Below are 24,627 nucleotides of genomic sequence, written 5' to 3' on the forward strand. Positions count from 1 at the left end.
GATGGCATCGACAACAAAGTGATAGAGGTTTTTAAATGTTAACCATCAAGAACCTGCATGCCAGCGTGGATGGTAAACCCATCCTCCGGGGTATTGATTTAAATGTAAAACCCGGTGAGGTGCATGCCATTATGGGGCCGAATGGCTCGGGGAAGAGCACCCTGGCCAGTGTTTTGGCAGGGCGGGAGGATTACGAGGCCACGGCAGGGGAGATCCTTTATCAGGGTCAGAATTTATTGGATTTGGCACCTGAAGAGCGCGCTCGCGCAGGAATCTTCCTGGCCTTCCAGTATCCCGTGGAGATCCCTGGTGTAAGCAACGTTTATCTGTTGAAGGCGGCTTTAAATTCCGTGCGCAAGCATCGCGGACTAGATGAGCTGGATGCCATGGACTTTTTGGCTCTGGTGCGGGAAAAAATGAAGTTGGTCAAGATGGATGAAAGTTTCCTGCAGCGAGCAGTCAATGAAGGCTTCTCGGGGGGGGAAAAGAAGCGTAACGAAATTTTACAGATGGCTATTTTGGAGCCCACATTGGCCATTTTGGACGAGACCGACTCAGGGTTGGATATTGATGCCCTCAGGATCGTCGCCGATGGAGTCAATGCTCTGCGGAGTCCGGAGAGGGGACTTATCCTGGTGACCCATTATCAACGTCTCCTCAATTATATTGTGCCGGATTATGTCCATGTGCTTTCCCAGGGGCGCATTGTGAAATCCGGGGATAAGAAACTTGCGCTGGAGTTGGAGGAGAAAGGATACGGTTGGCTTGAACAAGATAAAAACCCAGTGGCAGGAGCAGCCTCCTTATGAATGGGGTAAGTGAAGCCTGGCAGTCCTATCTTGATTCCCATGCTCGCCTGGAATCTGAGCAAGTGGGGGCAGTGCAACCCTGGCTTCGAGAATTACGCCAGCAGGCTTTGGGACAATTCCAGTCCATGGGCTTTCCTGGTCCTAAAAATGAGGACTGGAAGTATACCCGAGTCCGGGCGCTTGCGGAGACCGCATTTACTCCGGTGGTTTCTTCGCCGGTAGCGGTTAGCTTGGATGAATGTCAGGGGTATTTTTTGCCAGATATGCCTTGCTTTCGCTTGGTATTCGTCGATGGCCGTTTTGTCCCGGGGTTATCGGAGATTGAGGAACTCCCCCAGGGTGCAGTGGTAGGGAGTTTAGCCGACGGCCTCAAACAGGAGGGAGAAGGTTTACGGAGTGTATTCGCCGGTTATGCGGATCATCACAATCAGCCTTTCACGGCGCTTAACACTGCTTTCATGGCTGACGGCGCTTACCTTTATTTGCCTGCCAAGGCGGTACTGACCAAGCCAGTACATCTCCTCTTTATTACCACCGGGCGAAGTGACGCGGTGGTGACTCACCCCCGTAACCTTATGATTCTCGAACCGGAGAGTGAATTGACAGTTATTGAACACTATGCCGGGTTAAATGATGGGGTGTATTTCACTAATGCGGTCACCGAGGTGGTCATGGGAAGGGGCGCCAAGGTTGAACATATCAAGCTGCAGGAGGAAGCAGCTAAAAGCTTCCATATTGCGACGGTGCAAGTGCAGCAAGAGCAAGACGCTCAGTTCCTCTCCCGCAATTTGGCTTTAGGTGGCCGGTTGGTGCGTAACGATATCAATAGCGTATTGGGGGGCGAGGGTGCCGGCTGTGTGTTGGAGGGGCTCTATGCTTTGAATGGCGAACGTCATGTGGATAACCATACGCGAATTGACCACAAGCAGCCCCATACCACTAGCGAGGAATACTACAAGGGAATTTTAGGCGGTAAGTCACGAGCGGTCTTTAACGGTAAAGTGATTGTTCACCCCCACGCGCAAAAGGTGGATGCCCGCCAGGCCAACCGCAACCTGTTGTTGTCTGAAGGGACTGAAGTCGATACCAAGCCAGAACTTGAGATCTATGCTGATGATGTCAAGTGTGCCCACGGCGCCACCATAGGGCAATTAGATAAGGATCAAGTTTTCTATCTTCGTTCTCGGGGCATGGAGGAGAAAGACGCCCGGCAGCTGCTGACCCATGCTTTTGCCGAGGAAATTGTGAAGCATATTGAATTGCTCCCTGTTCGAAATCGTGTTGAGCATCAATTGGGTCTCTGGCTTTCCGAGGAACAGCGCCAGGAGGTGGAGCTATGACCATTGGAAATATCGCCGCTAAAGTGCCTATGGCGGGTAGACTTTTTGATATTGAGCGGGTGCGCGCTGATTTTCCCACTTTGCAGCAGCAAGTGCATGGCAGACCTCTGGTTTATCTAGATAATGCGGCTACGGCGCAAAAACCCAGACCAGTCATTGAGGCCATCGACCACTATTATCAGTGGGATAACGCTAATATCCACCGTGCTGTGCATCAGCTCAGCGAACGGGCCACCCAGGCATACGAGGCGGCGAGGGATAAAGTGCAGCGCTTTATCAATGCTGCCCAGCGGGAAGAGGTTGTGTTCGTGCGGGGAACTACCGAGGCAATCAACTTGGTTGCCCAGAGTTTTGGTCGAAATCGATTGCAAGCCGGTGATGAAATCCTGCTTTCCCATATGGAACATCACTCTAATATTGTACCGTGGCAGCTCTTGTGCGAGCAGACCGGGGCGGTGCTCAAAGTGGTCCCCATTAATGATGCCGGTGAGCTGCGCCTAGATGAATATGAAAAACTTTTGTCGCCCCGCACGCGCTTGGTCGCTATGGTTCATGCCTCGAATGCTTTGGGGACCATCAATCCGGCGCGAGAGATCATTAAATTAGCCCATGCCCAAGGAGTCCCGGTGTTGCTTGACGGGGCCCAGGCAGTTCCCCACATGCCGGTGGATGTGCAGGAACTTGACTGTGATTTTTACGCTTTTTCGGCACATAAGATGGTCGGGCCTACGGGGATTGGTGTGCTTTATGGCAAAGGGCAGTGGTTGGAAGCGATGCCCCCTTATCAGGGAGGGGGAGATATGATCCTGTCGGTGAGCTTTGACAAAACCCTCTATAACGACCCTCCCTATAAGTTTGAGGCAGGGACGCCCCATATCGCTGGAGCCATTGGTCTGGGTGCGGCGGTGGATTATCTGGAGGCGCTAGGGATGGAGAATGTAGCGCTCTATGAGCAAGAACTTTCTGCCTATGCCACAGAAGTTTTGGCCCAGATCCCGGGGTTGCGTTTTATCGGCACTGCCCAAGAAAAAGTGGGGGTATTATCCTTTACCTTGGAAGGAGTTCATCCCCATGATGTCGGAACCATTCTTGACCACGAGGGTATTGCCATCCGCACGGGCCATCATTGTGCCCAACCGGTGATGGATCGCTTTGGGGTTCCGGCAACGGCAAGGGCTTCTTTTGCGCTTTACAATACCAAAGCGGAAGTGGATGCCTTAGCTGCTGGGATCAAGCGCGTAGGGGAGTTATTGGGATGAATGAACTGAGAGATTTATATCAAGAAGTTATTTTGGACCACCGAAAAAAGCCGCGGAATTTTCGTCCCATGGAGAACGCGGATTTTCAGGCGGATGGCCATAACCCCTTATGTGGAGATCGGGTCACCATTTTCCTTAAAGTGCATGATGGAGTGATTGAAGATGTAAGCTTTCAGGGGGAGGGTTGTGCCATTTCCATGGCTTCGGCCTCCTTGATGACCGAAGTTCTAAAGGGTAAGACTTCCCAGGAGGCTGAAGAGTTGTTTGGCAGGTTTCACGACTTGGTAACCGATAATGGGACTCAGGGTGGTGAAGGGGTATCCTTGGGGAAATTGGAGGTGCTGGCTGGAGTTAGGGAATTTCCCATGCGGGTGAAATGCGCAACCCTTGCCTGGCATACTTTGCATGCAGCCCTAGAGCATAAAAACCAGGCAGTGACCACGGAATAATCCGAGATGGATATGTACAATCGTGACCCTATTGTCCTCAATCGTGACTGCGAAGCAGTACTCGTGCCGATGGCGGATAAGGTAATTATTCCCAAGGACACGGAAGTGATGATCGCCCAAGATTTGGGGGGGAGCTATACTGTTTATGTTAACGGGAGCCTGGCTCGGATAGCCGGTAAAGACGCGGATGCCTTGGGTTTGGAGCCGGTAGAGCCGCCGACATTGCCTGAGGAAGCCTCCGATGAGGAGATTGAAGAGCTGGCTTGGGATCAGATGAGAACCTGCTTCGACCCTGAAATTCCCATCAATATCGTGGATCTAGGCTTGGTTTATGAGTGCGCTATTTCCTCCTTGCCTGAGGGTCGAAAGCAACTAGACATCAAGATGACCCTAACCGCCCCCGGCTGTGGGATGGGCGGGATTCTGGTGCAAGATGTGAAGGAAAAAGTTGAGGCTATCCCGGCTGTTGAGGTAGCTAATGTCGAACTGGTTTTTGATCCCCCTTGGAATCAGAACATGATGTCTGAGGCGGCCAAGCTCCAGACCGGCATGTTTTAGTGGGTTTTAGGAGTGCCCAAGCCAGTTTTGGTTCATCTCGGTTTTAATTTGCTTACCCATTATTTCCAGTAAAACTTGGGCCCGTTCTTTTCCATTGGAGGCCAGCCAGATGCCTTCATGTCCGGCTAATGGTCCTTCTTCGATACGGATTTTTTGCCCCTGTTGAAAGCTGCGGCTTGGCAGATCATGGATGCCATCGGGTGATTCATGGGCTTGCAGTTCCTTGATTAGCCTATCCGGCACCTGAGCCGGTTGGTCTCCAAAGCGGACTAGAGCGGTGACTCCGATGGTAGAGCGTATGGAACTCCAGTTGTCCTTTTCCTTGTCTAGGTGAATGAATAAATAACGGGGAAAGAGGGGTTCAACTACTGTAATGCGCCGGTGAGCACGGCGCCGTAACTGCCGCACCAAGGGTAGATAAGTCTCAAATCTTTGGCGTTCAAGGTTTTCTTGAGCCAAATGTTCTTTCCGCGGCTTACACCAAATCAGGTACCAAGATCTTTTAGAAGAAGGGGTGTGTTCCATTTCTGAACTACCTACTTAGCCGGTGTATAGTCTATCGATATTATCATCGCGGCGTTCGGGTCAGAGTTTGCCCAAGGAGGCATCTCCCGCCCGGCCATAATGGTCTTCGAAACGAACAATATCATCCTCTCCCAGGTAACTCCCTGACTGGACTTCAATAATTTCTAAAGGTAACTTTCCGGGATTCTCCAATCGATGCTGAATACCTATGGGGATATAGGTCGATTGATTTTCAGAGAGCAGGGTGCTTTCATTACCTCGAATCACACGTGCGGTCCCTCTGACGACGACCCAATGCTCGGCCCGATGATGGTGCATTTGTAAAGATAGCGAAGCGCCGGGGTTTACCGTGATCCGCTTAACTTGGAAACGAGTGCCACAATCAATGCTCTCATAACAGCCCCAAGGGCGATATACTTTTCGGTGCTTGATATATTCTTCTCGTCCTCCTTCTTTGAGTTTCGCCACCACATTCTTGACGTGTTGGGCGTGTTCCTTGTGGACTACGAGTACCGCATCCGGTGTTTCAATGACCATGAGGTCTTTTAGGCCAATACCGGCGACCATGCGGTGTTCTGATAGGATCAAGGTATCCTGGGTCTCTTCAAGGTAAACATCACCCCGGACCATATTGCCATTCTGATCCCGTGGGTTGGCTTCTAGCAGGCTAGGCCATGCCCCCACATCGGACCAGCCCGCATCTAGAGAAACGACTGCGGGAGGGTGGAGGGTGTGTTCAGTGGTCAGTTTCTCCATCACTGCGTAATCGATAGAGTTGCTAGGACAAACTTCAAAGGCAGCGGGTTTTATTCGGAAAAACTCGCCATCCTGAGTCCCCTCTGTCATAGCCTGACGGCAGGCCTGTTCAATCTCGGGGGCATGGGTCGAAATCTCTTCTATCCATACTGATGCCTGGAGCATGAACATGCCACTATTCCATAGGTGATTAGCCGACTGCAAATAGCGCTGTGCCGTCTCTTGATCCGGTTTTTCCACGAAAGCTTTTAGGGTAAAAGCGTTCGGAGCGGGCGCTGAAGTAGCAGCCTTTTGGGGTAATGGCTGACCCATTTCAATATAGCCATAGCCGGTTTCGGCTCGAGTAGGGACAATGCCAAAAGTTACCACGTAGCCGTCTTGAGCGAGCTGATACCCTGCTTGAACAGTGGCTTGGAAGGTGCCGATATCGTTGATAACGTGGTCTGCCGGCATCACCAACAAGATCCAATCTTCCTCTGATTCCAAAACCGAAAGTGCGGCTAAGGTAAGCGCCGGCGCGGTATTGCGGCCGAAGGGTTCCAAAATAAGTTGGCGGGGAGCAATCCCGATTTGGCGCATTTGTTCGGCAACTAAGAAACGGTGCTCTTCATTGCATACCACCAGAGGAGCGGGCAGCGGGGTATCGAAGGCACTGCCGTTAAGCCGGTCTGCCAATGAGCACTATCGTACCTCCATCTTGTTTAAAAGTTTAGCGTTTCTGGCCGTAAAAACTTTAAGAAATTGGTTGACAATGCCATGGTCGGTTAATACTGTGCATGTTATGCACCTTCCTAAGGAAGGGATATTTGAGCATAAATTTTATGGAACTAGAGAATCATGTCCTCGAGTAACACAGTGTGGCACAAGCCCCTCGTTATGCGCGCGGATCGAGAAAGATTAAACGGTCATAAGAGCGCTATTTTATGGTTTACTGGCCTTTCCGGCGCAGGCAAATCCACTCTAGCCCATGCAGTGGAGGCCCGGCTTTTCCAAATAGGATGCCGAACTTTTGTCTTCGATGGTGATAACGTGCGCCATGGCCTTTGCGCTGATTTGGGTTTTTCTGAGCAGGACCGTTCCGAGAATATCCGCCGTATTGGAGAAATGTGCAAGCTTTTTGTTGAATCAGGAGTGATTGCGCTGACCGCATTTATCTCTCCTTTTCGGCACGATCGTCAGCGGGTGCGCGGCTTAGTGGCCGAGGGCGATTTCCTGGAAATCTATTGCCAAGCCTCTCTGGCTGTATGTGAACAGCGGGATGTGAAGGGCCTTTATAAACGGGCCCGCGCTGGAGAGATTCCAGAGTTTACCGGAGTGTCCTCACCCTATGAAGAACCAGAAAAGCCAGAGTTGGTGGTCGATACGGGCTCTCAGGCTGTAGAAGAAAATGTAGAGATGGTTATCAATTTACTGAAATGCCGGGGCATCATTCCGGAGGAGGCGGCTAGACCCGTGGCTCAAATGTGACTGCGGGGGCCCGGATCAAGCATCATGGAGCCATTGCGGGGGTAACCGGTTCCTGCCACGAACTCTTTATTGACTCTTACCGCTCGGTGCTCATTGATTGCGGCCTTTTCCAAGGGGTTGAGGCTTCACCTGGAGGGGCCTCTAGGGGGGCTTTGGAGATTGATTTCGATCTTTCAGCGGTACAGGCTCTGCTAGTGACCCATTGTCATATTGATCATGTCGGTCGTATTCCTTATCTTTTAGCGGCGGGTTTCGAGGGTAAAATCTATTGCTCTGAGCCTACGGCAGTGTTGCTGCCGTTGGTATTAGAAGATGCGGTTAAGGTGGGCTTTACCCGGAATGAAGAGTTGATTAGACGCTTTCTTGAGGTCTTGAAAAGTCGAATTAAGCCTGTGGCTTATGGGCGCTGGGTAAAAATACCAGGCAACCGTAAGGCAGCTTCCCTGCAAGTGCGCTTCCAGCCGGCGGGACATATCCTGGGCTCGGCTTACATTGAATGTAAGGTGGCGAATGGGCGTCAACAGGCGACCACGGTACTGTTTTCTGGTGATCTCGGGGCGCCTTATGCCCCCCTTCTTCCCGCTCCCAAGCCTGCTTACGGCAGCGATATCCTGATTATCGAAAGCACTTATGGGGATACGCTTCACGAGGGTCGCCAAGAGCGACATGCCCAACTACAGGCAATCATCGAACGCTGCTTCCGCAATCGGGGTATGGTGCTTATCCCTGCTTTTAGTATTGGCCGGACCCAGGAATTGCTCTATGAGCTGGAACAGGTTATCTATCGCTTTGGAGATCGGGAAGTGGCTTCAGGGCTGCGCTGGAGAGACCTGGAAATAGTGGTCGATTCGCCTCTGGCTAATCGTTTTACTCGGGTTTACCGAAAACTTAGCAAATTCTGGGATCAAGAAGCTAAAAGGGTAAAAATCCAAGGTCGGCATCCTTTAGCCTTTGAGCAGCTGACTACCATTGGTAGCCATGAGCAACACTTGGCCACGGTCGCTTACCTGGCTCGAAGTCCGCGCCCCACCGTGGTGATTGCTGCCAGTGGGATGTGTGCCGGTGGCCGCATCGTCAACTATTTAAAGGCTTTGGTGGAGAACCCCAAGACGGATATTGTTTTGGTGGGCTATCAGGCGGCAGGCACTCCGGGTCGAGCTATTCAGCAATATGGCCCTCAAAACGGCTATGTTGAACTGGAAGGGCGGCGTTACACCGTCAATGCCCAGGTGCACACCTTAGCGGGCTATTCGGCCCATGCGGATCAAAAAGATCTGCTGGGCTTTGTCCGGAGAATGAAAAAAAAGCCGAAAGAAATCCGTATCGTCCATGGGGAACAGAAAGCTAAAGCGGCCTTGTCAAGGCAACTTCAGCGACTCTTACCTCAAGCACAAGTAAAGATACCTTAAGGGGCCATTCGAAAATTTTTCTAAGCCTATGTTCCCTGATTCCCATCTAAAGGGCCATGCTGGCTCTGATCCATGTTGAACCCACTGAGAGGGGGGCAGACTCTCTATGTTGCTGCAACATAGCGCTTTATATACCCTTGCCCGGGGTTTGCCTGGACTGATCAATTTTACCGCCCTAGCCATTTACACTCGTCTGCTTGCCCCTGAGGAATACGGTCACTATGCCCTTGTCATTGCCGCAGTAGGCCTTGCCAATGCGGTTCTGTTTCAGTGGCTGAATCTAGGACTCCTACGATATCTGGCGCGGTATCGAGATCGCAAACCGATATTTCTGTCTACCCTGGTGGCCGGTTATCTGGCGGTGGTAATACTCAGCGCAATGCTGGGGCTAGTTCTGTGGAGCTGCTGGCCAGAGGCCGAGATGCGTGCATTGATTGGTTTGGGAATCCTTTTTTTATGGGCCCAAGCCCTGTTTGACGCTAATCTACAGATGGCCGCCTCCCAGCTGACTCCCCAGCGCTATGGGTTGTTGGCCATCACCAAGTCGCTGGCTTCGCTCGCCTTAGGCGGCACCCTTGCCTGGTGGGGATTCGGCGCTGCCGGTGTGCTTTGGGGACTCATCGGCGGTCTCATCCTTGCCGTCGTCCTCTGGGCGCGGGAGGAGTGGCGCCATCTTAGCCCCCATCATGTTGATAAAGGGTTGATGGGGCAGCTGCTCTCCTATGGTCTCCCCCTCACCGCCACTTTTGCCTTGACCTTCGTGGTGAGCAGTTCCGACCGATTGCTGCTTGGATGGTTGCAAGGGTCCCATTCGGCGGGGCTATATGCGGTGGGTTATGACCTGCCTAACCAGGCCCTGGGGGTATTGATGATGGTTGTCCATTTGGCTGCTTATCCCCTGGCCGTTCATGCGCTAGAGCAGAAAGGGCGGGGAGCCGCGCAAGTCCAGTTAAAAAAAAATGCAATCGGCCTTTTAAGTATCGCCTTGCCTGCTACCGTGGGTTTGGTCCTTTTGGCGCCAAATATTGCCCAGGTGGTGCTCGGCGCCGAATTCAGAAAAGCCGCCGTGGCGCTCAGTTTCTGGATTGCAATTGCCTCATTCCTTGCCGGTATCAAGGCCTATTATTTTGATTTGGCTTTCCAGCTTGGTCAGCGCACCATCGTGCAAGTTTGGATTGCGCTAGTGGCGGCCACCATCAATTTGATCTTAAACCTTTGGTTGATTCCTAAGCTCAGTATCATGGGCGCTGCCTATGGAACCCTCTGTGCTTATCTATCGGCATTAGTGTTGAGTATGATGCTAGGACGGCGCTATTTTAAATTGCCTATTCCAGGATACGAGAGCCTGAAAATTCTTGGTGCCACCTTTGTCATGGGGCTCGCCCTTTGGCCATTACTCTCCCTCGAAGGATTAATGGGGCTTAGTATTCAGGTTTTTGTCGGTATGGTCAGTTATGGGCTTTTCGTTTTGGTGTTCAATATTGCCGACAGTCGCATCCTGCTATTTAATCGCCTCTTTCCTGAACGGCGCACTATATGAGCAAAACCAAGCGTCTCGCTTTATTTTTGCCTTCCCTTCATGGCGGCGGTGCGGAGCGGGTGATGTTGACTCTGGCTGAAGGATTTGCTGAGCGGGGTTTGCTCGTTGACTTGGTCCTGGCCAGTGCGGAGGGACCTTACCTTAACCGAGTCCCCGAAGCGGTTCATGTGGTGAATTTGGGAGTTTCCCGGGTAATAAAAAGCTTGCCGGGGTTGGTGCGTTATTTACGGCGGGAGCAACCTCAGGCCCTGCTTTCAGCTTTGGACCACGCTAATCTTATTGCTTTAGTGGCCAAGCGTTTGGCCGCCTCCAAGGCAAGTTGTGTGGTCAGTGTGCATAGCACACTCTCCGTTGAACAGCGCCATACCAAGGTCTGGCGGGCCCGCTTTATTCCTTGGCTCATCACCCGTTGGTATCCAGGAGCTAAAAAAGTTGTGACTGTCTCCCAGGGGGTTGCCGAGGACTTGATCCAGACTACGGGCCTGGCCCCTGAGAAGATTCAAGTCATTTATAACCCCGTGGTTATCCCCGATTTGTTAGCCCAAGCTCAAGCTCCTATTCCGCATCCCTGGTTGGGAGCCGATCAGCCTCCGGTGATTCTCGGCATAGGACGATTGACGGCACAAAAAGATTTCCCGACCCTGATCCGGGCTTTTGCCCGAGTCCGGGAACAGCGTTTGGCACGGCTGATCATCCTTGGCGAAGGGGAGGAGCGTCCAAAGCTGGAGGCCCTGATCAGGACCCTGAATCTTCAACAGGATGTGGCCTTACCTGGTTTTGTACACAATCCCTACGCTTATATGGGTCGAGCAGCGGTTTTTGTGTTGTCCTCGGCTTGGGAAGGTTTTGGAAACGTATTGGTTGAAGCCATGGCAGTGGGCACACCGGTGGTTGCCACCGATTGCCCGAGCGGGCCCGCTGAAATTCTCCATGATAGAACCTATGGGCCTCTGGTTGGAGTGGGGGATGATCTCCATATGGCCAAAGCAATGATGGATATTTTAGAGGGCAGGGGTCCCACAGCCTCGGTATTGAGGGGGCGGGCTGCAGACTTTAGCCTAGAGGCGGCAATTACCGCCTACCTTGAGGTCCTCAATCTTTGAAAATGCTTCTTTCCCGGAGAAATAGTGGTATTGCATGGTAAACATAGTTCATATCATTACTGGATTAGATGTGGGGGGGGCAGAGCGGGCTTTGTTTCGATTGTTGGCAAATCGAACCACGTCGCACTTTAACCCCAGCGTGATTTCTTTGTTGGAGAAGGGGGTTGTGGGTCATCAGATCCAATCCCTCGGGATTCCGGTATATACCCTGGGGATGAGGCGGGGTCTTCCAGGCCCCAGGGCTTTGATTCATCTGCGTGGCCTGCTCAAAAAGCTCGCTCCCGATCTGATTCAAGGCTGGATGTATCACGGCAATCTAGCGGCCACCGTGGCGGCCTCTTCCCTAGGGCTGGAAATCCCAGTGCTGTGGAATATTCGGCAATCCCTCTATGATCTGTCCAAGGAACGAAGACTTACCCGGGGGGTAATTTATGGGGGAGCATGGCTCTCCGAGAGGCCACGCCTTATTCTCTATAATAGTAAAACCAGTGCCTTTCAACATGAGGTGGTTGGATTTAAGCCCGAGAAGACCCGGATTATCCCTAATGGTTTCGACTATAGGGAATACCACCCTGACAGGAAGATGAGGAAGCGGCTCAGGCGTGAGCTAGCAATCCCCTCTCATACCGTCTTGATTGGGTTGATTGCCCGCTATCATCCCATGAAGGACCACGCCAATTTTCTTCAGGCAGCAGCAGAGCTCATGAAGGCAGGGGCGGAAATGAAGGTTGCTTTTCTATTAGCCGGGCGGGGCATCGACCTGTCCAATGGCCCCTTAACCGAACTTATTCGCCAGTTAGGTTTAAGCTCAAAAGTCATTTTGCTGGGGGAGCGAGAGGACATTCCTGGACTAATGCCGGCACTCGATATTGCCACGGTGTCATCAGCGTGGGGGGAGGGTTTTCCTAACGTGCTGGGCGAGGCGATGGCCTGCGGCGTACCCTGTGTAGCTACAGATGTGGGCGATTCTGCCTATCTTATTGGCGGCACGGGTAAAGTGGTGCCGCCCAAAGATTTCCGGGCCCTAGCCGCTGCCTGGCAGGACTTAATCGCAGCCGGGGCCAAAGGCCGCAAGCAACGGGGAGTTAAAGCGCGCGAACGCATCATTGAGCATTTTAGTCTCTCGGAAATTGTGCGCCAGTACGAAAAATTGTACATGGAAGTGACCCCTTAATGTGCGGCTTTGGAGGATTCTATGATTCTTCGCTGCCGGCGGATCGGGCTGAGCATATCCTCACTAAGATGGCCTCGTGCTTGGTCCACCGGGGGCCAGACGATCAGGGGATCTGGCTGGAACGGGAGACGGGAATTCATCTCGCTCATAGGCGCTTGGCGGTGGTGGATCTTTCTGCCAGCGGTCACCAACCTATGCAGTCTGCTAGTGGTCGCTATGTGATGGCCTTTAATGGGGAGGTATATAACTATCAAACACTTAGGGCAGAGCTAGAACAGAGAGGAACTCAGTGGCGCGGCCACTCGGATACGGAAGTTTTGCTCGCGGGGATCGAGACTTGGGGGGTGGGTGAAACCCTGCGGCGCTGTGTGGGGATGTTTGCCTTGGCCCTCTGGGATAGAAAGGCGCGGGTGCTTTATCTTGCCCGGGATCGGCTAGGAGAGAAGCCCTTATATTATGGTTGGATGAAGGGGGCCTTTCTGTTTGGCTCCGAACTGAAGGCGCTCAGGGCGCACCCTGCCTGGCAGGGGGAGATAGAGCGGAAAGCAGTGACCCTTTTTATGCGTCATAACTATATCCCCACCCCTTTTTCTATCTATAAAGGAATTTACAAGCTTCCGCCAGGATGTTTTTTAGCTTTGCCTTGGGAAGCCTTAACAGCAGGTAAGGCTCCCACCCCCTTTCCAGAGACGGAGGGCTCAGGAGGCCAGATGATTGCACCGGTGGCCTATTGGTCTGCCTGGGAAGCGGTGGAAAAGGGAGGCGCAGCCCCTTTTAGGGGCAGTGATGAAGAGGCCATCGCTGAGTTGGAGGAGCGGCTACGGGAAGCCGTGGCGGGTAAGATGGTAGCCGATGTCCCCCTGGGGGCCTTTCTCTCTGGAGGGATTGATTCCTCAATGGTTGCCGCCCTCATGCAAGCTCAAAGCAGTCAACCCGTCAAAACTTTCTCCATTGGTTTCCACGAGCAGGGCTATAATGAAGCGGTTCATGCTGCCCAAGTGGCCCGCCATTTAGGTACGGATCATACCGAGCTTTATATCAACCCCCAGGAAGCCATGGCCGTGATCCCTCGGCTTCCAACCCTCTATGATGAACCTTTTGCCGACTCCTCTCAGATTCCCACTTTTCTGGTGTCCCAATTGGCACGGCGGCATGTCACCGTGGCCCTGTCTGGGGATGGAGGCGATGAGCTATTGGGGGGGTATAACCGCTATTTCTGGTGTAGGCGGATCTGGAGCAAGGTGGGGCGGATTCCTCGCTTTGCGCGCCAAATGGCTGCCCAAGGGTTGCGGCTTCCCCCGCCCCGGGTTTGGGACCGGGTTTTCGCAAGCGCGGGTCCTTTTTTACCGGCCCGGCTCCGGCAAGTCCATCCGGGCGATAAATTGCACAAGCTAGCGGCCGTTTTGGCTTCGGATTCTCCTGCCGTCATCTATGAACAGCTCATTTCACAATGGCAAAACCCTAGTAGTATTGTCATCAATGGTTCTGAAACCTCAGGTATTGCGGATAAAGTGTGGTCTCATCTTACCCTGACCGACCTTACCGAGCGCATGATGTTCCTGGATCTGATGACCTATCTTCCCGATGATATCCTGACCAAGGTGGACCGGGCCAGTATGGCAGTGAGTTTGGAAGTCCGGGTTCCGTTGCTGGATCATCGCCTGGTGGAGTTTGCTTGGCGCCTTCCGGTAGGGCTGAAGGTGCGGGAGGGGGCAGGCAAGTGGATGTTGCGCCAGATATTACACCGCTATGTTCCTAAGGAATTGGTAGAGCGTCCGAAGATGGGCTTCGGGGTGCCTATTGACATTTGGTTGCGTGGGCCGTTGCGTGACTGGACAGAGGATTTGCTTGATGAAAGCAAACTCAAGCGAGAAGGGTATTTCCACCCTGGGCCTATCCGCCAAAAATGGGAAGAGCATCTCACCGGACGGCGTAACTGGCAATATCCCCTCTGGTGCGTCTTAATGTTTCAAGCATGGTTGGAAGCTCAGTAATTCAGTAATTCAGTAATTCAGTAATTCCGTGTCTCGTCTTCTTTTTGTCGTTAATGAGGCCGCCTTTTTCCTTTCTCATCGTCTGCCCCTTGCCCAGGCGGCTAGGCAAAGGGGATATGATGTCCATGTGGCCACCCCGAAGTCTGCTGCCGTGAAGGACATTCAGCAGCAGGGTTTCTCTTACCATCCTATTCCCCTCAATCGACAGGGTCGGAACCCAGGGAAGGAGGCGGGAGGGCTTATCGCCCTCTATTTTCTTTATCGGCGGTTGAGGCCGGACTTGGTTCATCATGTCACCCTCAAGCCGGTCCTCTATGGCGGTATGGCCGCCCGCTTGGCCCGTGTCCCTGGAGTGGTCAATGCCCTCACCGGATTGGGTTATACTTTCATTACTCCCGGTTGGAAAGCGACTTTTTTGCGCCAAGGCCTTAAAGCTGCCCTGCGGTTAGCGCTAGGACACCGCAATGGTTGCACCCTATTTCAAAACCAAAACGATCGCTCCCTCTTTGTCAAAAGTGGGGTAGTGGCTGAACCTGCGACACTCTTGATCAGGGGGTCGGGGGTGGATATGGCCGTCTATGCCCCACGTCCGGAGCCCTCGGGCACCCCGCTCGTTCTCCTGGCATCACGGCTGCTTTGGGACAAGGGGGTGGGGGAATTTGTTGAAGCAGCCCGCTGGCTTCGGGCAAAAGGTGTGCAAGCCCGTTTTGTGTTAGCAGGTGCCCCCGATCCGGGAAATCCTACTACGGTGCCGCCGGAGACTTTACAGGCCTGGGAGGCGGAAGGGGTAGTGGAATGGTGGGGCCATCGGGAGGACATGCCAGAGGTTTTCGCCCAGGCTAATCTGGTTTGTTTACCCTCTTATCGAGAGGGCTTGCCTAAGGTACTCATTGAGGCTGCGGCTTGTGGTCGGGCCATTGTGGCGACTGATGTTCCCGGTTGCCGAGAGATTGTCCATCATGGCATCAATGGTTTGCTTGTCTCGGCACGGGATAGTCATAGTTTGGCGCATTCCCTACAAAGGTTGATCGAAGATCCGGCTAGGCGCAGAACGATGAGCAGGGAAGGGCGGGCATTAGCGATGGCAGAGTATTCGCTAGAACAGGTCATCGAGCAGACCTTTAAATTGTATGGGGGATTGTTATCGAAGGGAGCCAGGATATAAATATTAATGCCGATTGGTTTCTAGTTTCGCTGTTGGCCTTTTTCTTTTTATCCCTGGGATTGGTTGGCTGTTTTCGGCGCTATGCTTTGGGTAAGGGACTCATGGATGTCCCTAATGCGCGCTCTTCCCACCAGCTACCCACCCCCCGGGGAGGAGGGATGGTGTTCGTGGGGCTATGGTTGGTAACAGTTTTGCTAACTTGGGCCAGTGGTGAATTATCTTCCAATGCCGCACTTTTTTTATTGCCAGGGGGGATTCTAGTGGCGGGGATTGGCTACGGGGATGATCTTTATGATTTAAGCCCTCTGTGGCGCGCTCTGGTGCACCTCATCGCCGCTGTAATCGCGGTTTATTTTTTATGGGCTAGGGAGGCTAATCCCGATTGGGAGATATTTTCTTGGCAGGGATTAGGAGTATTGAGCGCCCTTGTTGCCATAGTTTGGTCGATTAACCTCTTTAACTTCATGGATGGCACGGATGGTCTTGCAGCTATGGAGGCTTGTTTTGTTTTCAGTGCCGGGGGGGGGTGGTTGTGGCAGGCAGGGGCGTATGGTTACGCCTATCTGGCTTGGGTGTTGGTGGCCGTAGTCGCTGGCTTTCTGGTATGGAATTGGCCTCCTGCCAGGATTTTTATGGGAGATGGGGGCAGTAGTTTTCTGGGGTTTCTGATTGCTGCTTTTGCCCTTGCTGGACACATTTGCTGGGATATTCCGGTTTTGCTGTGGATGATGGTCTACGGTGTGTTCTGGTTTGACGCCACGGTGACTTTGCTGCGCCGGATTTTGGCCGGCGAGCGTTGGTATAGCGCCCATCGTTCCCATGCCTATCAACGGTTACACCAGGCCGGATGGTCTCATCGTAAAGTGCTTTTAGCCATTAGCGGCGTCAATACAGGGTTGGTCGCTGCAGCCCTGTGGGCAAGTGCAAACCGGGAAACCCTACCCTGGGTGTTTCTCGCCACGCTGATGTTTCTTGGGGTGGCCTACGTAGGGGTTGAACGCTTATGCCCCATGTATCCAAAAGAATGAGTTGTGCTTCTTACTTCCTTGATTTGGGATCCGTGTCACGTCCTTTGGGGTAAGTACTGGCTAGTATTTATGTGGCAATTTACAGGAACGGGCATTGGATTTGATAAAAGAATGATCCCGCTAGGGCGGTAAGGAGATAAAATGAAGAAGATTATCTTGTCCCTTATTTTGATGATGGTTTCGCTCTCTGTCTATGGGGTTGGCGATAAGGAATTGGCAGGGCGCATTGCAAAGCAAACAGGTATGACCCCGGACCAGGTGGAAGAAATTCTTGCCGCCTTCAAGAAGCAGGTGATTGCCGACTTGACTTCTGGGCAGGAAGTGCGCCTCAGCCATTTTGGCAAATTCTACGCTAAGCACATGGATGCCCGCGAAGCCCGCAATCCTAGAACGGGAGAAATCATTCAGGTTCCCCCCCGTAGTTACTTACGTTTTAGGGCCTTTGATACAGGTCATAGGCGTCTCAATTGACCCGTGAGCGGGCGGCCCTAAGGCCGCCCGCAATTTTTTGGTCTTACTTTCCTAATTCATAGGGAAGTTCCCGGAGCGTGAGTTCTGGCCCATTCCCGCTGTTCCACACCATATCGCCTTTTTCAAGGCTGGCGAGTTGTAACACCACTAGACTGTCGTAGCCTCCTTCCGGTGCCGGTTGGGCAGCGACGATTTCACCGACGGTTTGCCCTTCTTTGCCATCGGCTAGATAGACCGGATCACCTGGCTGAGGCCGTTTATCCGTGATCATATGGGCGAGAAACATTCGGCGACTCGGTTTGCCGCGATAATGCATGCGAGCAACCACTTCCTGGCCAGGATAGCAACCTTTAGTGAAGCTTACCCCCTCTGTGAGTTCTAGATTAACCTGCTGGGGGATAAACGACTCTTGGGTTTCAGGATAAATAGTGGCGATACCCGCCCGAATCGTGGCCAACTCCCAAAAATGAGTGCCTACGGGTACGGCGGTTTTACTGAGTTTGCTCCAGAGTTTTTGGAGGGCGTCGAACTCTCCCACCACTTCGAATCGGGGGGGATCGCCGGGCACCCGAAGCACACAGCAGCTAGAGGTTTGATAGACTTCATTGACTGCTGTCGGAGCCTTCCCCAAGCAGTGTCTGAGTTCATCACTCGCTTGCAGACCGGCCAGCCCCAAGCAACAGTATTGTTCACTGGCGTCTATAAGGGAGACTTGGGCCCTTAGGACATACATATTCAGTTTTTTCAGCACTGCTTCTAAGAGGCTATGGGGGAGGCTCAGATAAAAATTGGTATCCCATTGGAAAAGTCGTAGAATTGCTAGTAATCGGCCCTTAGGGTTACAGAGCCCTGTTAGTTGGCTGCGCTGTGCATTGACTTCTCCGATATCATTGGTAAGGACATTCTGGAGAAGTGTGCTTGCGTCTTCTCCGGTAAGCGCAATCAATCCTAAGTGGGATAAATCAGTCATGAAGGAGCCAGCGGCTGTTGATTCGTCCTGAGGGTGTCCAAAATGGAGGACTCTATCCCCGTCAAAGACCGCGCCTGCTTGTCTCAGAAAAGACTTCCATTCCTGTTGCATTCGTCTGGTTTTCTCCTTATCCGAGTGGAATCTTTAGGCTAGAATTATGAATGACTTGCCTAACACCATTTTAATCTGCGAACATCCCTAGTGAGTAGTTAAAGACTTCATTGAAACATAGCTACAAATAAGGGGAGAAGGTGTGGGGCATGGATGGAGCACGTAGACTTATCAGCTTGAGTGGAACCGATGGCTAATCATCATCGCCCGACTTTTCTTAATTTGGCTTTGATCCGCTTTCCGGCAAATGCAATCGTCTCGGCCCTGCATCGTATTTCAGGGGTGATTCTTTCACTTCTGGTACCGGTTTTAGTGTATTTGTTGGATCTCTCCTTGCAAGATTCTGAGGGCTTTGCCCAGGTCATCGGGTTTTTTAATAGCCTCGGGGTAAAATTGGTGGGTATGGTGGTGCTTTGGGCACTGCTTCACCACATTTTTGCGGGAATTCGCTTTCTATTATTCGATATCCATGTGGGCGTGAAGGACTACCGGCCGAGTTGGAGCGCGCGCATCGCGAACGTCTCAGCATTAGTGGTCACCCTATTGATTGCAGGAGTGTTGTGGTGAAGGGGGTAATGACCGGCTTGCGCGCCTGGTTGGTGCAGCGGGTGACGGCAGTGTTTATGCTAGTGGTGTTGTTGCTTTTTTTTATTCGCCTAGTGCAGGACCCCTTCGAATCCTACGAGGAGTGGCAACGGTGGGTGGGGGAGCCGTTAATAAGCGTTTTGGTGACCCTTTTTTTCGGTGCCTTGTTGCTACATGCCTGGGTAGGGTTGCGGGATGTGATTCTCGATTATGTGCACTCTACGCCGCTGCGCTTATTTGCCCATTCTTTGGTCGTGATAGGGTATAGTGGGATTGCATTCTGGATTGTCAGGATATTGTTGAGATGAATTTGCCTCGGCGACGCTTTGATGTATTGGTTATTGGGGCCGGTGGAGGAGGACTCCGGGCGGCCCTGCAGTTAGCTCAGGCGGAAGCGAATGTGGCCGTGGTCTCTAAGGTTTTTCCTACCCGTTCCCATACTGTTGCCGCCCAAGGGGGGATGAATGCCGCGCTTGCCAATGTGCTGCCCGACAATTGGCTATGGCATATGTATGATACGGTAAAGGGAAGCGATTATTTAGGGGATCAAGACGCCATTGAGTATATGTGCCGGGCAGCCTCTCATTTGGTGATTGACTTGGAACATGCCGGGGTCCCCTTTTCCCGTTTGGAGAATGGAAAAATCTATCAGCGGGCTTTTGGAGGACAAAGCCAAAACTTCGGTGGCGAGCAGGCAGCTCGAACCTGCGCCGCCGCTGACCGTACTGGTCATGCGATTCTTCACAGCCTCTATCAACAAAATATTCGGGCCAAAACCCATTTTTTCGATGAATTTTTTGCCTTGGATCTGATTAAGGATGCCAAGGGTTATATCTTGGGCGCGGTGGCGCTAGAGATCGAAACGGGTCAGCCCTGGATTATCGAAGCCAAATGTACTTTGCTGGCGACGGGGGGAGCTGGACAGCTTTTCCGCACCAATACCAATGCCCGGATCAATACTGGCGATGGTATGGCCATGGCTTCCCGCGCCGGAATTCCTCTCCAGGATATGGAGTTTGTCCAATTTCACCCCACCGGTGTCGCGGGCAAGGGCATGCTAATCACCGAAGGAGTACGAGGGGAAGGGGGTTATCTGATTAATCGTGAAGGGGAACGTTTCATGGAGCGTTATGCCCCCCACGTTAAGGATCTGGCGAGCCGCGATGTGGTCAGCCGAGCTATTTATACCGAAGTGAAAGAAGGACGGGGTTGTGGCCCCCATGGCGATTATGTCTTGCTCAAGTTGGATCATCTGGGGGAAAAGGTCATTAAGGAGCGTCTACCGGGCATCCGGCAGACTGTTTTGACTTTTCTGCACCTGGACCCCATTGAGCAACCCATTCCCGTCTATCCAACCTGCCATTACGTGATGGGGGGGATTCCCACTAATCGCTTTGGGCAAGTGGTAGCTCCCTATAATGAAGGTGCCGAGGAAGCCATCCCTGGATTATATGCGGTGGGGGAATGCGCCTGTGTCTCCGTCCATGGAGCTAACCGCCTAGGGGGGAATTCATTGCTGGACATTGTGGTGTTCGGGCGGGCCGCCGGTAACCATATTATCGAGTACCTGGAGGGACACCGCTATCACCGGGCGTTAGCCTCTGAGAGTGTGGAGCAGGCTTTGGAACGCCTAGCCCGTTGGGAACGTTCGGGTGATGGGGAAAGTGTGGATGGGTTACGCGCCGAATTGCAAAAGGTCATGGAACAGAACTGCGGCGTGTTCCGTAATGAAGAGGTGCTTAAAGAGGGGGTGGAAAAGGTAGCGGAGATTGCGGAGCGTCTCCAGCATGTGCGTTTGAAGGACCAGAGCAAAATTTTCAATACCGCCCGGCTTGACGCTTTGGAACTGGAAAATTTAGTGGATCTCGCTCAGGCGGTCGTGCGTTGCGCCCTGGCGCGGCAGGAGAGTCGAGGTGCCCACTATCGGGTCGATTACCCGGAGCGGGACGATGCCCGCTGGCTTAAGCACTCCTTGTATTTTCAGGAACAAGAACAAATAGAATATAAGCCGGTACGGTTGAAACCTTTGACCGTGGAATCGTTCCCTCCAAAGGAAAGAGTTTATTAACCGTGAGGATAGGGTGAAAAATCGTGCGCTTTCGCATTTATCGCTACAATCCGGAAACCGATACTAAACCTTACATGCAAGATTACGCGCTGAGCGAGACTCAGCCGGATATGATGCTGTTGGATGCCTTAGAGAAGATCCGGGCGCAGGATGAAAGCCTTTCCTTCCGTCGCTCCTGTGGGGAGGGAGTCTGTGGCTCCGATGGGATGAACATTAATGGCCGCAATGGCTTGGCCTGCATTACCCCTTTGGCTAGTCTCAAAGAGCCCATAGTCTTGCGTCCCTTACCCGGCAGACCCGTGATTCGCGATCTGGTCGTGGATCTGAGCCAGTTTTACCAACAGTATCGGGCAGTGAAGCCCTGGATGATCCGGGAAGATCCGGTACCGGAAGTTGAATTCCTGCAATCCCCCGAAGAGCGAAAGCAATTGGATGGTCTCTATGAATGCATCCTTTGTGCCTGTTGTTCTACCGCCTGTCCCTCCTGGTGGTGGAACCCGGAAAAATTCCGGGGGCCTGCCGCTTTGTTATGGGCCTACCGCTTTGTGGTGGATAACCGGGATCAGGCCACCGAAGAGCGTTTATCAGAATTGGATGATGCCTATAAATTGTTCCGTTGCCATACCATTATGAATTGCGCTGATGTTTGCCCGAAGAATCTTAACCCTGCCGAAGCCATCAGCCGCATCAAACATCGGATGATGAAGGACTCCATTTGAGTACTACAGGCCATGTCAAAGGACCCTCTATGTCGTCTGCGTTGGCGCTGTCGGCGCGGGTTGCTGGAATTAGACTTGCTGCTAGGGACTTTTCTTGAAACTTCCTACCACGCCATTTCCGATGAAGAAAAGCGGGCATTTGAGGCGCTTTTGCACCATTCCGATCCTCAGCTATGGCAGTATTGTCTGGGCGAGGACTCTCATCCCGATCCCGTAACTGCCAATGTCATCGCTAAAATACGCCGTACCTCTCTACCTTAAACGTTACCCTTCCCGGGTTTTGGCAGTCTACCTTGTTGCTGTCCACGGCGGGGTTTTGGCGCTTCTTCCTGGGTTGGCGCTTTGGTGGGAACTGAAAGCGCTCTTGAGTCTTGCCATTCTTGTCAGTTTTTACCTAAGTTTACGGGGCCAGGCTTTGCTTTTAAGCCCGAGGGCAATCGTCCAGATTTCCTGGGATGGCCACAATGTTTGGCGTTTGCGGCAACGCGATGGCAGGGAGCGGGTTGGTAAGTTGCTTCCTGGCGGCCTAGTGGGACCCCGCCTGGTGGTGCTAAATTTTGTGCTGGGACCCTGGTGGCGACGGGCAAGCGTCGTGTTGTTGCCGGATAATGTCAATCTGGAAGTCCTGCGGCGGTTGCGGGTGCGTTTGCGCATCACCCGGACTTGACTTCCAAGATGTATCCCTTTATAAGCATGGCGCCTATTGCGGTCGTTCATGAGGGATTGTGGTGGAATAGGGACTGGGAAGGTGAGCTAGGTTGATGTCCTGGAGGGGTTAATACGGTATTTTGGGCCAAAGGGCTTTTTTGCGGGTAATCTAAGAGATAATGCAATCCTCGGCTTTCCTTGCGTTCTGAGGCTGAGCGGATAATAAGATCGGCGACGATGACGAGATTGCGTAGCTCGATGAGGTCATTGGTAATCCGGAAGTTACCATAATATTCGGCGATCTCCTGAAGCAATAAATCAACGCGGCGTTTGGCCCGTTGTAAGCGCTTTACCGTCCGAACGATCCCCACATAGTCCCACATAAAGCGCCGTAGCTCATCCCAGTTGTGGGCGACCACAATCTCTTCTTCAGAGTCGGTTACCTGGCTTTCATCCCAAGGAGGTAGAGATTCGGGTCGTGAGATTTCCGCAAGCCGGGCATTAATATCCTGAGCGGCCGCACGAGCAAAGACCAGGCACTCTAGCAGTGAGTTGCTGGCCATACGGTTGGCGCCGTGGAGTCCGGTATGGGCCGTTTCACCGATGGCATAGAGGTTTTCAAGATCGGTTTGCCCCCGAAGATCGGTGATGATACCGCCACAAGTGTAATGGGCGGCAGGCACCACGGGAATGGGTTCTTGGGTGATGTCGATGCCAAACTTTAAGCAGTGGGCATAGACGTTAGGGAAATGCTGGCGGATAAACTCGGCTGATTTGTGACTAATATCCAGGTATACACAGTCAATTCCTAAGCGCTTCATTTCATGGTCAATGGTTCGAGCCACAATATCACGGGGGGCCAATTCACCGCGCCGGTCGAAGCGGTGCATGAAGGAGTTGCCATTAGGCAGAAGTAATCGCCCTCCTTCTCCCCGCAATGCCTCTGTGATCAGGAAAGACTTGGCCTGGGGATGATAGAGGCAAGTGGGGTGGAACTGAATAAATTCCATATTGGCCACCCGGCAGCCGGCACGCCAGCCCATCGCAATCCCATCTCCAGTACAAACATCCGGGTTGCTGGTATAAAGGTAAACTTTACCGGCGCCGCCGGTGGCGAGGACAACACAACGGGCGCTAAAGGTATCTACCCGATTTTCGGTCCGATTGAGGGCATAAGCCCCTAAGCATTGATTGCCGTCCCGCCCTAATTTATGGCTAGTAATAAGGTCGATGGCGACATGATTCTCCAATATTTCAATATTGGAGCCTATTTTAGTCAGCTGAACCAGTTTATTCTCTACGACCCGGCCCGTGGCATCCGCCGCATGAATAACTCGGCGGTGGCTATGACCACCTTCTCGGGTAAGATGATAGCCGGGCCCCCCATTGCTCTCGCGGGTGAAGGCAATCCCTTGTTCAATCAACCAGCTGATGGCTTCGCGGGCCTGTTCGACAGTAAAGCGGACCGCCGCTTGATGGCATAGATCGGATCCCACTCGTAAGGTATCCTCAATATGGGATTCTGTAGAATCATTCTTGTCGAGGGCAACGGAGATCCCCCCCTGGGCGTAGAGGCTAGCCCCTTCTTCAAGGGTGCGTTTAGACAAGATAGCCACCCGGGCGTGAGGGGCGAGGTGCAAGGCTAGCGTTAAGCCAGCAGCGCCGCTACCGATGATCAGCACGTCATAATTATGAATCATGGGGTTAGAGGTACTCCTCGACGAGTTTTTTGGACCGCTCTCTGGTACGTGGATAGAAAACAGTTCAGAATAATAAACTAGTTAATACTTAATCGGCGAACTTATGGGATACGAACTACTCGATAATGTAACTGTCTATGATGTTGACAGGCCGAGTCGCTTTCCGGCGGGATAGGCAGGCTGGAATGAGCGACAAGCAAGTTGATCGTGAATTGGTGCAGCGCGTTCAGCGCGGGGACAAAAAAGCATTTGATATGCTGGTTCTCAAGTACCAGCGGAAAATTTTAAGGCTTGTTTCCCGTTACATCCACGACCCTGGAGAGGCTCTAGATGTGGCACAAGAGGCCTTTATCAAGGCTTACCGCGCTTTACCCCGATTCCGAGGGGAAAGCGCGTTTTATACTTGGTTGTATCGCATTGCCATCAATACATCCAAAAATTACTTGGTGGCCCAAAACCGTCGACCGCCCGAGAACGACATCGATGCGAAAGATGCGGAACAGTATGCCGCAGAAACGGTACTAAAAGAGTATGCCACACCCGAACATCTGCTGCTACGTGACGAAATCGAAAAGACGGTAAATGACACCATTGAGGAATTACCGGATGAGTTACGGATGGCAATTACCTTGCGCGAATTCGAAGGCATGAGCTACGCGGAAATTGCTGAGGCGATGGATTGTCCTATCGGCACGGTGCGCTCGCGTATTTTCCGAGCCCGAGAGGCCATCGACGAAAAGATCAAACCTCTTTTAACCAATCTCACCACCTATTAACGA

The 24,627-nt window shown here is 52.6% G+C and carries 25 protein-coding genes; 21 read left to right on the forward strand and 4 right to left on the reverse strand.

What is annotated here, in order from left to right; translation table 11 throughout:
* Nucleotides 1–35 precede the first annotated feature (35 nt).
* Genes sufC through sufT form a run of 5 tightly spaced genes read left to right on the forward strand, consistent with a single transcriptional unit; the run spans nt 36 to nt 4,415 of the window.
* Nucleotides 36–809 (forward strand): Fe-S cluster assembly ATPase SufC, encoded by a 774-nt coding sequence (gene sufC, locus NHAL_RS03370; RefSeq protein ID WP_013031763.1) that lies wholly within the window; start codon nt 36–38, stop codon nt 807–809.
* On the forward strand, nt 806–2,149 hold the full coding sequence (gene sufD / locus NHAL_RS03375; RefSeq protein ID WP_013031764.1) for a Fe-S cluster assembly protein SufD: 1,344 nt from the start codon (nt 806–808) through the stop codon (nt 2,147–2,149). Before sufC ends, sufD begins: the two co-directional genes overlap by 4 nt.
* Entirely contained in the window at nt 2,146–3,408 is a 1,263-nt protein-coding gene (locus NHAL_RS03380) for a cysteine desulfurase (protein WP_013031765.1), read from the forward strand. Before sufD ends, NHAL_RS03380 begins: the two co-directional genes overlap by 4 nt.
* Entirely contained in the window at nt 3,405–3,857 is a 453-nt protein-coding gene (gene sufU, locus NHAL_RS03385; protein ID WP_013031766.1) for a Fe-S cluster assembly sulfur transfer protein SufU, read from the forward strand. The genes NHAL_RS03380 and sufU overlap by 4 nt, the downstream gene beginning before the upstream one ends.
* A 12-nt stretch (nt 3,858–3,869) precedes the next feature.
* Nucleotides 3,870–4,415: a putative Fe-S cluster assembly protein SufT gene (sufT, locus tag NHAL_RS03390; RefSeq protein WP_041354612.1), complete on the forward strand. Its 546-nt coding sequence runs from the start codon at nt 3,870–3,872 to the stop codon at nt 4,413–4,415.
* Nucleotides 4,416–4,421: 6 nt separating this feature from the next.
* Here sufT and rfaH read toward each other — a convergent pair whose 3' ends face one another.
* Both rfaH and NHAL_RS03400 read right to left on the reverse strand, forming a co-directional pair.
* Nucleotides 4,422–4,940 carry a transcription/translation regulatory transformer protein RfaH gene (gene rfaH / locus NHAL_RS03395; RefSeq protein WP_013031768.1) on the reverse strand — a complete coding sequence of 173 codons (519 nt, stop codon included), beginning with the start codon at nt 4,938–4,940 and terminating at the stop codon, nt 4,422–4,424.
* 60 nt (nt 4,941–5,000) lie between these two features.
* On the reverse strand, nt 5,001–6,371 hold the full coding sequence (locus NHAL_RS03400) for a mannose-1-phosphate guanylyltransferase/mannose-6-phosphate isomerase (protein ID WP_013031769.1): 1,371 nt from the start codon (nt 6,369–6,371) through the stop codon (nt 5,001–5,003).
* Between the two features lie 162 nt (nt 6,372–6,533).
* Between NHAL_RS03400 and cysC the strand changes: the two genes are divergently transcribed.
* The 9 genes from cysC to NHAL_RS03445 all read left to right on the forward strand — a co-directional run bounded on the left by cysC (nt 6,534) and on the right by NHAL_RS03445 (nt 17,047).
* Nucleotides 6,534–7,163: an adenylyl-sulfate kinase gene (gene cysC / locus NHAL_RS03405; RefSeq protein ID WP_013031770.1), complete on the forward strand. Its 630-nt coding sequence runs from the start codon at nt 6,534–6,536 to the stop codon at nt 7,161–7,163.
* Nucleotides 7,160–8,572: an MBL fold metallo-hydrolase RNA specificity domain-containing protein gene (locus tag NHAL_RS03410; protein WP_013031771.1), complete on the forward strand. Its 1,413-nt coding sequence runs from the start codon at nt 7,160–7,162 to the stop codon at nt 8,570–8,572. The genes cysC and NHAL_RS03410 overlap by 4 nt, the downstream gene beginning before the upstream one ends.
* Before the next feature lie 106 nt (nt 8,573–8,678).
* A complete protein-coding gene (locus tag NHAL_RS03415; RefSeq protein WP_013031772.1) occupies nt 8,679–10,112 on the forward strand; it encodes an oligosaccharide flippase family protein in 1,434 nt (477 codons plus the stop codon).
* Nucleotides 10,109–11,215: a glycosyltransferase gene (locus NHAL_RS03420; RefSeq protein ID WP_013031773.1), complete on the forward strand. Its 1,107-nt coding sequence runs from the start codon at nt 10,109–10,111 to the stop codon at nt 11,213–11,215. The genes NHAL_RS03415 and NHAL_RS03420 overlap by 4 nt, the downstream gene beginning before the upstream one ends.
* 34 nt (nt 11,216–11,249) lie before the next feature.
* On the forward strand, nt 11,250–12,389 hold the full coding sequence (locus NHAL_RS03425) for a glycosyltransferase family 4 protein (protein ID WP_013031774.1): 1,140 nt from the start codon (nt 11,250–11,252) through the stop codon (nt 12,387–12,389).
* Complete coding sequence (gene asnB / locus NHAL_RS03430) at nt 12,389–14,383, forward strand: asparagine synthase (glutamine-hydrolyzing) (RefSeq protein WP_013031775.1); 1,995 nt, start codon at nt 12,389–12,391, stop codon at nt 14,381–14,383. The genes NHAL_RS03425 and asnB overlap by 1 nt, the downstream gene beginning before the upstream one ends.
* A 28-nt stretch (nt 14,384–14,411) precedes the next feature.
* A complete protein-coding gene (locus NHAL_RS03435; protein WP_013031776.1) occupies nt 14,412–15,548 on the forward strand; it encodes a glycosyltransferase family 4 protein in 1,137 nt (378 codons plus the stop codon).
* A 101-nt stretch (nt 15,549–15,649) separates the two neighbouring features.
* Complete coding sequence (locus NHAL_RS03440) at nt 15,650–16,576, forward strand: MraY family glycosyltransferase (RefSeq protein ID WP_238985427.1); 927 nt, start codon at nt 15,650–15,652, stop codon at nt 16,574–16,576.
* Between the two features lie 141 nt (nt 16,577–16,717).
* Nucleotides 16,718–17,047, forward strand: coding sequence for an HU family DNA-binding protein (locus NHAL_RS03445; protein ID WP_013031778.1), 330 nt, complete (start codon nt 16,718–16,720; stop codon nt 17,045–17,047).
* 43 nt (nt 17,048–17,090) lie between these two features.
* Here NHAL_RS03445 and ygfZ read toward each other — a convergent pair whose 3' ends face one another.
* Nucleotides 17,091–18,128 (reverse strand): CAF17-like 4Fe-4S cluster assembly/insertion protein YgfZ, encoded by a 1,038-nt coding sequence (gene ygfZ, locus NHAL_RS03450; protein ID WP_013031779.1) that lies wholly within the window; start codon nt 18,126–18,128, stop codon nt 17,091–17,093.
* Nucleotides 18,129–18,317: 189 nt separating this feature from the next.
* Between ygfZ and sdhC the strand changes: the two genes are divergently transcribed.
* Genes sdhC through NHAL_RS03480 form a run of 6 tightly spaced genes read left to right on the forward strand, consistent with a single transcriptional unit; the run spans nt 18,318 to nt 22,167 of the window.
* Nucleotides 18,318–18,695, forward strand: a complete 378-nt coding sequence (gene sdhC / locus NHAL_RS03455; protein ID WP_013031780.1) for a succinate dehydrogenase, cytochrome b556 subunit — start codon at nt 18,318–18,320, stop codon at nt 18,693–18,695.
* Nucleotides 18,692–19,021, forward strand: coding sequence for a succinate dehydrogenase, hydrophobic membrane anchor protein (gene sdhD, locus NHAL_RS03460; protein WP_013031781.1), 330 nt, complete (start codon nt 18,692–18,694; stop codon nt 19,019–19,021). Before sdhC ends, sdhD begins: the two co-directional genes overlap by 4 nt.
* Complete coding sequence (sdhA, locus tag NHAL_RS03465) at nt 19,018–20,781, forward strand: succinate dehydrogenase flavoprotein subunit (protein WP_013031782.1); 1,764 nt, start codon at nt 19,018–19,020, stop codon at nt 20,779–20,781. Before sdhD ends, sdhA begins: the two co-directional genes overlap by 4 nt.
* Before the next feature lie 23 nt (nt 20,782–20,804).
* Complete coding sequence (locus tag NHAL_RS03470; protein ID WP_013031783.1) at nt 20,805–21,500, forward strand: succinate dehydrogenase iron-sulfur subunit; 696 nt, start codon at nt 20,805–20,807, stop codon at nt 21,498–21,500.
* A 12-nt stretch (nt 21,501–21,512) separates the two neighbouring features.
* Nucleotides 21,513–21,761 (forward strand): succinate dehydrogenase assembly factor 2, encoded by a 249-nt coding sequence (locus NHAL_RS03475; protein ID WP_013031784.1) that lies wholly within the window; start codon nt 21,513–21,515, stop codon nt 21,759–21,761.
* Complete coding sequence (locus NHAL_RS03480; protein WP_013031785.1) at nt 21,724–22,167, forward strand: protein YgfX; 444 nt, start codon at nt 21,724–21,726, stop codon at nt 22,165–22,167. The genes NHAL_RS03475 and NHAL_RS03480 overlap by 38 nt, the downstream gene beginning before the upstream one ends.
* A 46-nt stretch (nt 22,168–22,213) precedes the next feature.
* Here NHAL_RS03480 and nadB read toward each other — a convergent pair whose 3' ends face one another.
* Complete coding sequence (nadB, locus tag NHAL_RS03485) at nt 22,214–23,848, reverse strand: L-aspartate oxidase (RefSeq protein ID WP_013031786.1); 1,635 nt, start codon at nt 23,846–23,848, stop codon at nt 22,214–22,216.
* A gap of 185 nt (nt 23,849–24,033) precedes the next feature.
* On the opposite strand from nadB, the gene rpoE reads away from it, so the two are divergent.
* Nucleotides 24,034–24,624, forward strand: coding sequence for an RNA polymerase sigma factor RpoE (gene rpoE / locus NHAL_RS03490; RefSeq protein ID WP_013031787.1), 591 nt, complete (start codon nt 24,034–24,036; stop codon nt 24,622–24,624).
* Nucleotides 24,625–24,627: the final 3 nt, after the last annotated feature.

Origin of the sequence: Nitrosococcus halophilus Nc 4, from assembly GCF_000024725.1 — a bacterium.
Taxonomy (GTDB): Bacteria; Pseudomonadota; Gammaproteobacteria; order Nitrosococcales; family Nitrosococcaceae; genus Nitrosococcus; species Nitrosococcus halophilus.

Coding starts and splice junctions, on each gene's coding strand:
- nadB (WP_013031786.1), bottom strand. CDS start 23,848: ATGATTCATAATTATGACGTGCTGATCATCGGTAGCGGCGCTGCTGGC.
- NHAL_RS03445 (WP_013031778.1), top strand. CDS start 16,718: ATGAAGAAGATTATCTTGTCCCTTATTTTGATGATGGTTTCGCTCTCT.
- sufC (WP_013031763.1), top strand. CDS start 36: ATGTTAACCATCAAGAACCTGCATGCCAGCGTGGATGGTAAACCCATC.
- NHAL_RS03425 (WP_013031774.1), top strand. CDS start 11,250: ATGGTAAACATAGTTCATATCATTACTGGATTAGATGTGGGGGGGGCA.
- sufT (WP_041354612.1), top strand. CDS start 3,870: ATGTACAATCGTGACCCTATTGTCCTCAATCGTGACTGCGAAGCAGTA.
- rfaH (WP_013031768.1), bottom strand. CDS start 4,940: ATGGAACACACCCCTTCTTCTAAAAGATCTTGGTACCTGATTTGGTGT.
- asnB (WP_013031775.1), top strand. CDS start 12,389: ATGTGCGGCTTTGGAGGATTCTATGATTCTTCGCTGCCGGCGGATCGG.
- ygfZ (WP_013031779.1), bottom strand. CDS start 18,128: ATGCAACAGGAATGGAAGTCTTTTCTGAGACAAGCAGGCGCGGTCTTT.
- sufD (WP_013031764.1), top strand. CDS start 806: ATGAATGGGGTAAGTGAAGCCTGGCAGTCCTATCTTGATTCCCATGCT.
- NHAL_RS03380 (WP_013031765.1), top strand. CDS start 2,146: ATGACCATTGGAAATATCGCCGCTAAAGTGCCTATGGCGGGTAGACTT.
- sufU (WP_013031766.1), top strand. CDS start 3,405: ATGAATGAACTGAGAGATTTATATCAAGAAGTTATTTTGGACCACCGA.
- NHAL_RS03440 (WP_238985427.1), top strand. CDS start 15,650: ATGGATGTCCCTAATGCGCGCTCTTCCCACCAGCTACCCACCCCCCGG.
- sdhC (WP_013031780.1), top strand. CDS start 18,318: ATGGCTAATCATCATCGCCCGACTTTTCTTAATTTGGCTTTGATCCGC.
- NHAL_RS03480 (WP_013031785.1), top strand. CDS start 21,724: ATGTCATCGCTAAAATACGCCGTACCTCTCTACCTTAAACGTTACCCT.
- NHAL_RS03475 (WP_013031784.1), top strand. CDS start 21,513: ATGTCAAAGGACCCTCTATGTCGTCTGCGTTGGCGCTGTCGGCGCGGG.
- NHAL_RS03415 (WP_013031772.1), top strand. CDS start 8,679: ATGTTGCTGCAACATAGCGCTTTATATACCCTTGCCCGGGGTTTGCCT.
- cysC (WP_013031770.1), top strand. CDS start 6,534: ATGTCCTCGAGTAACACAGTGTGGCACAAGCCCCTCGTTATGCGCGCG.
- rpoE (WP_013031787.1), top strand. CDS start 24,034: ATGAGCGACAAGCAAGTTGATCGTGAATTGGTGCAGCGCGTTCAGCGC.
- NHAL_RS03420 (WP_013031773.1), top strand. CDS start 10,109: ATGAGCAAAACCAAGCGTCTCGCTTTATTTTTGCCTTCCCTTCATGGC.
- sdhA (WP_013031782.1), top strand. CDS start 19,018: ATGAATTTGCCTCGGCGACGCTTTGATGTATTGGTTATTGGGGCCGGT.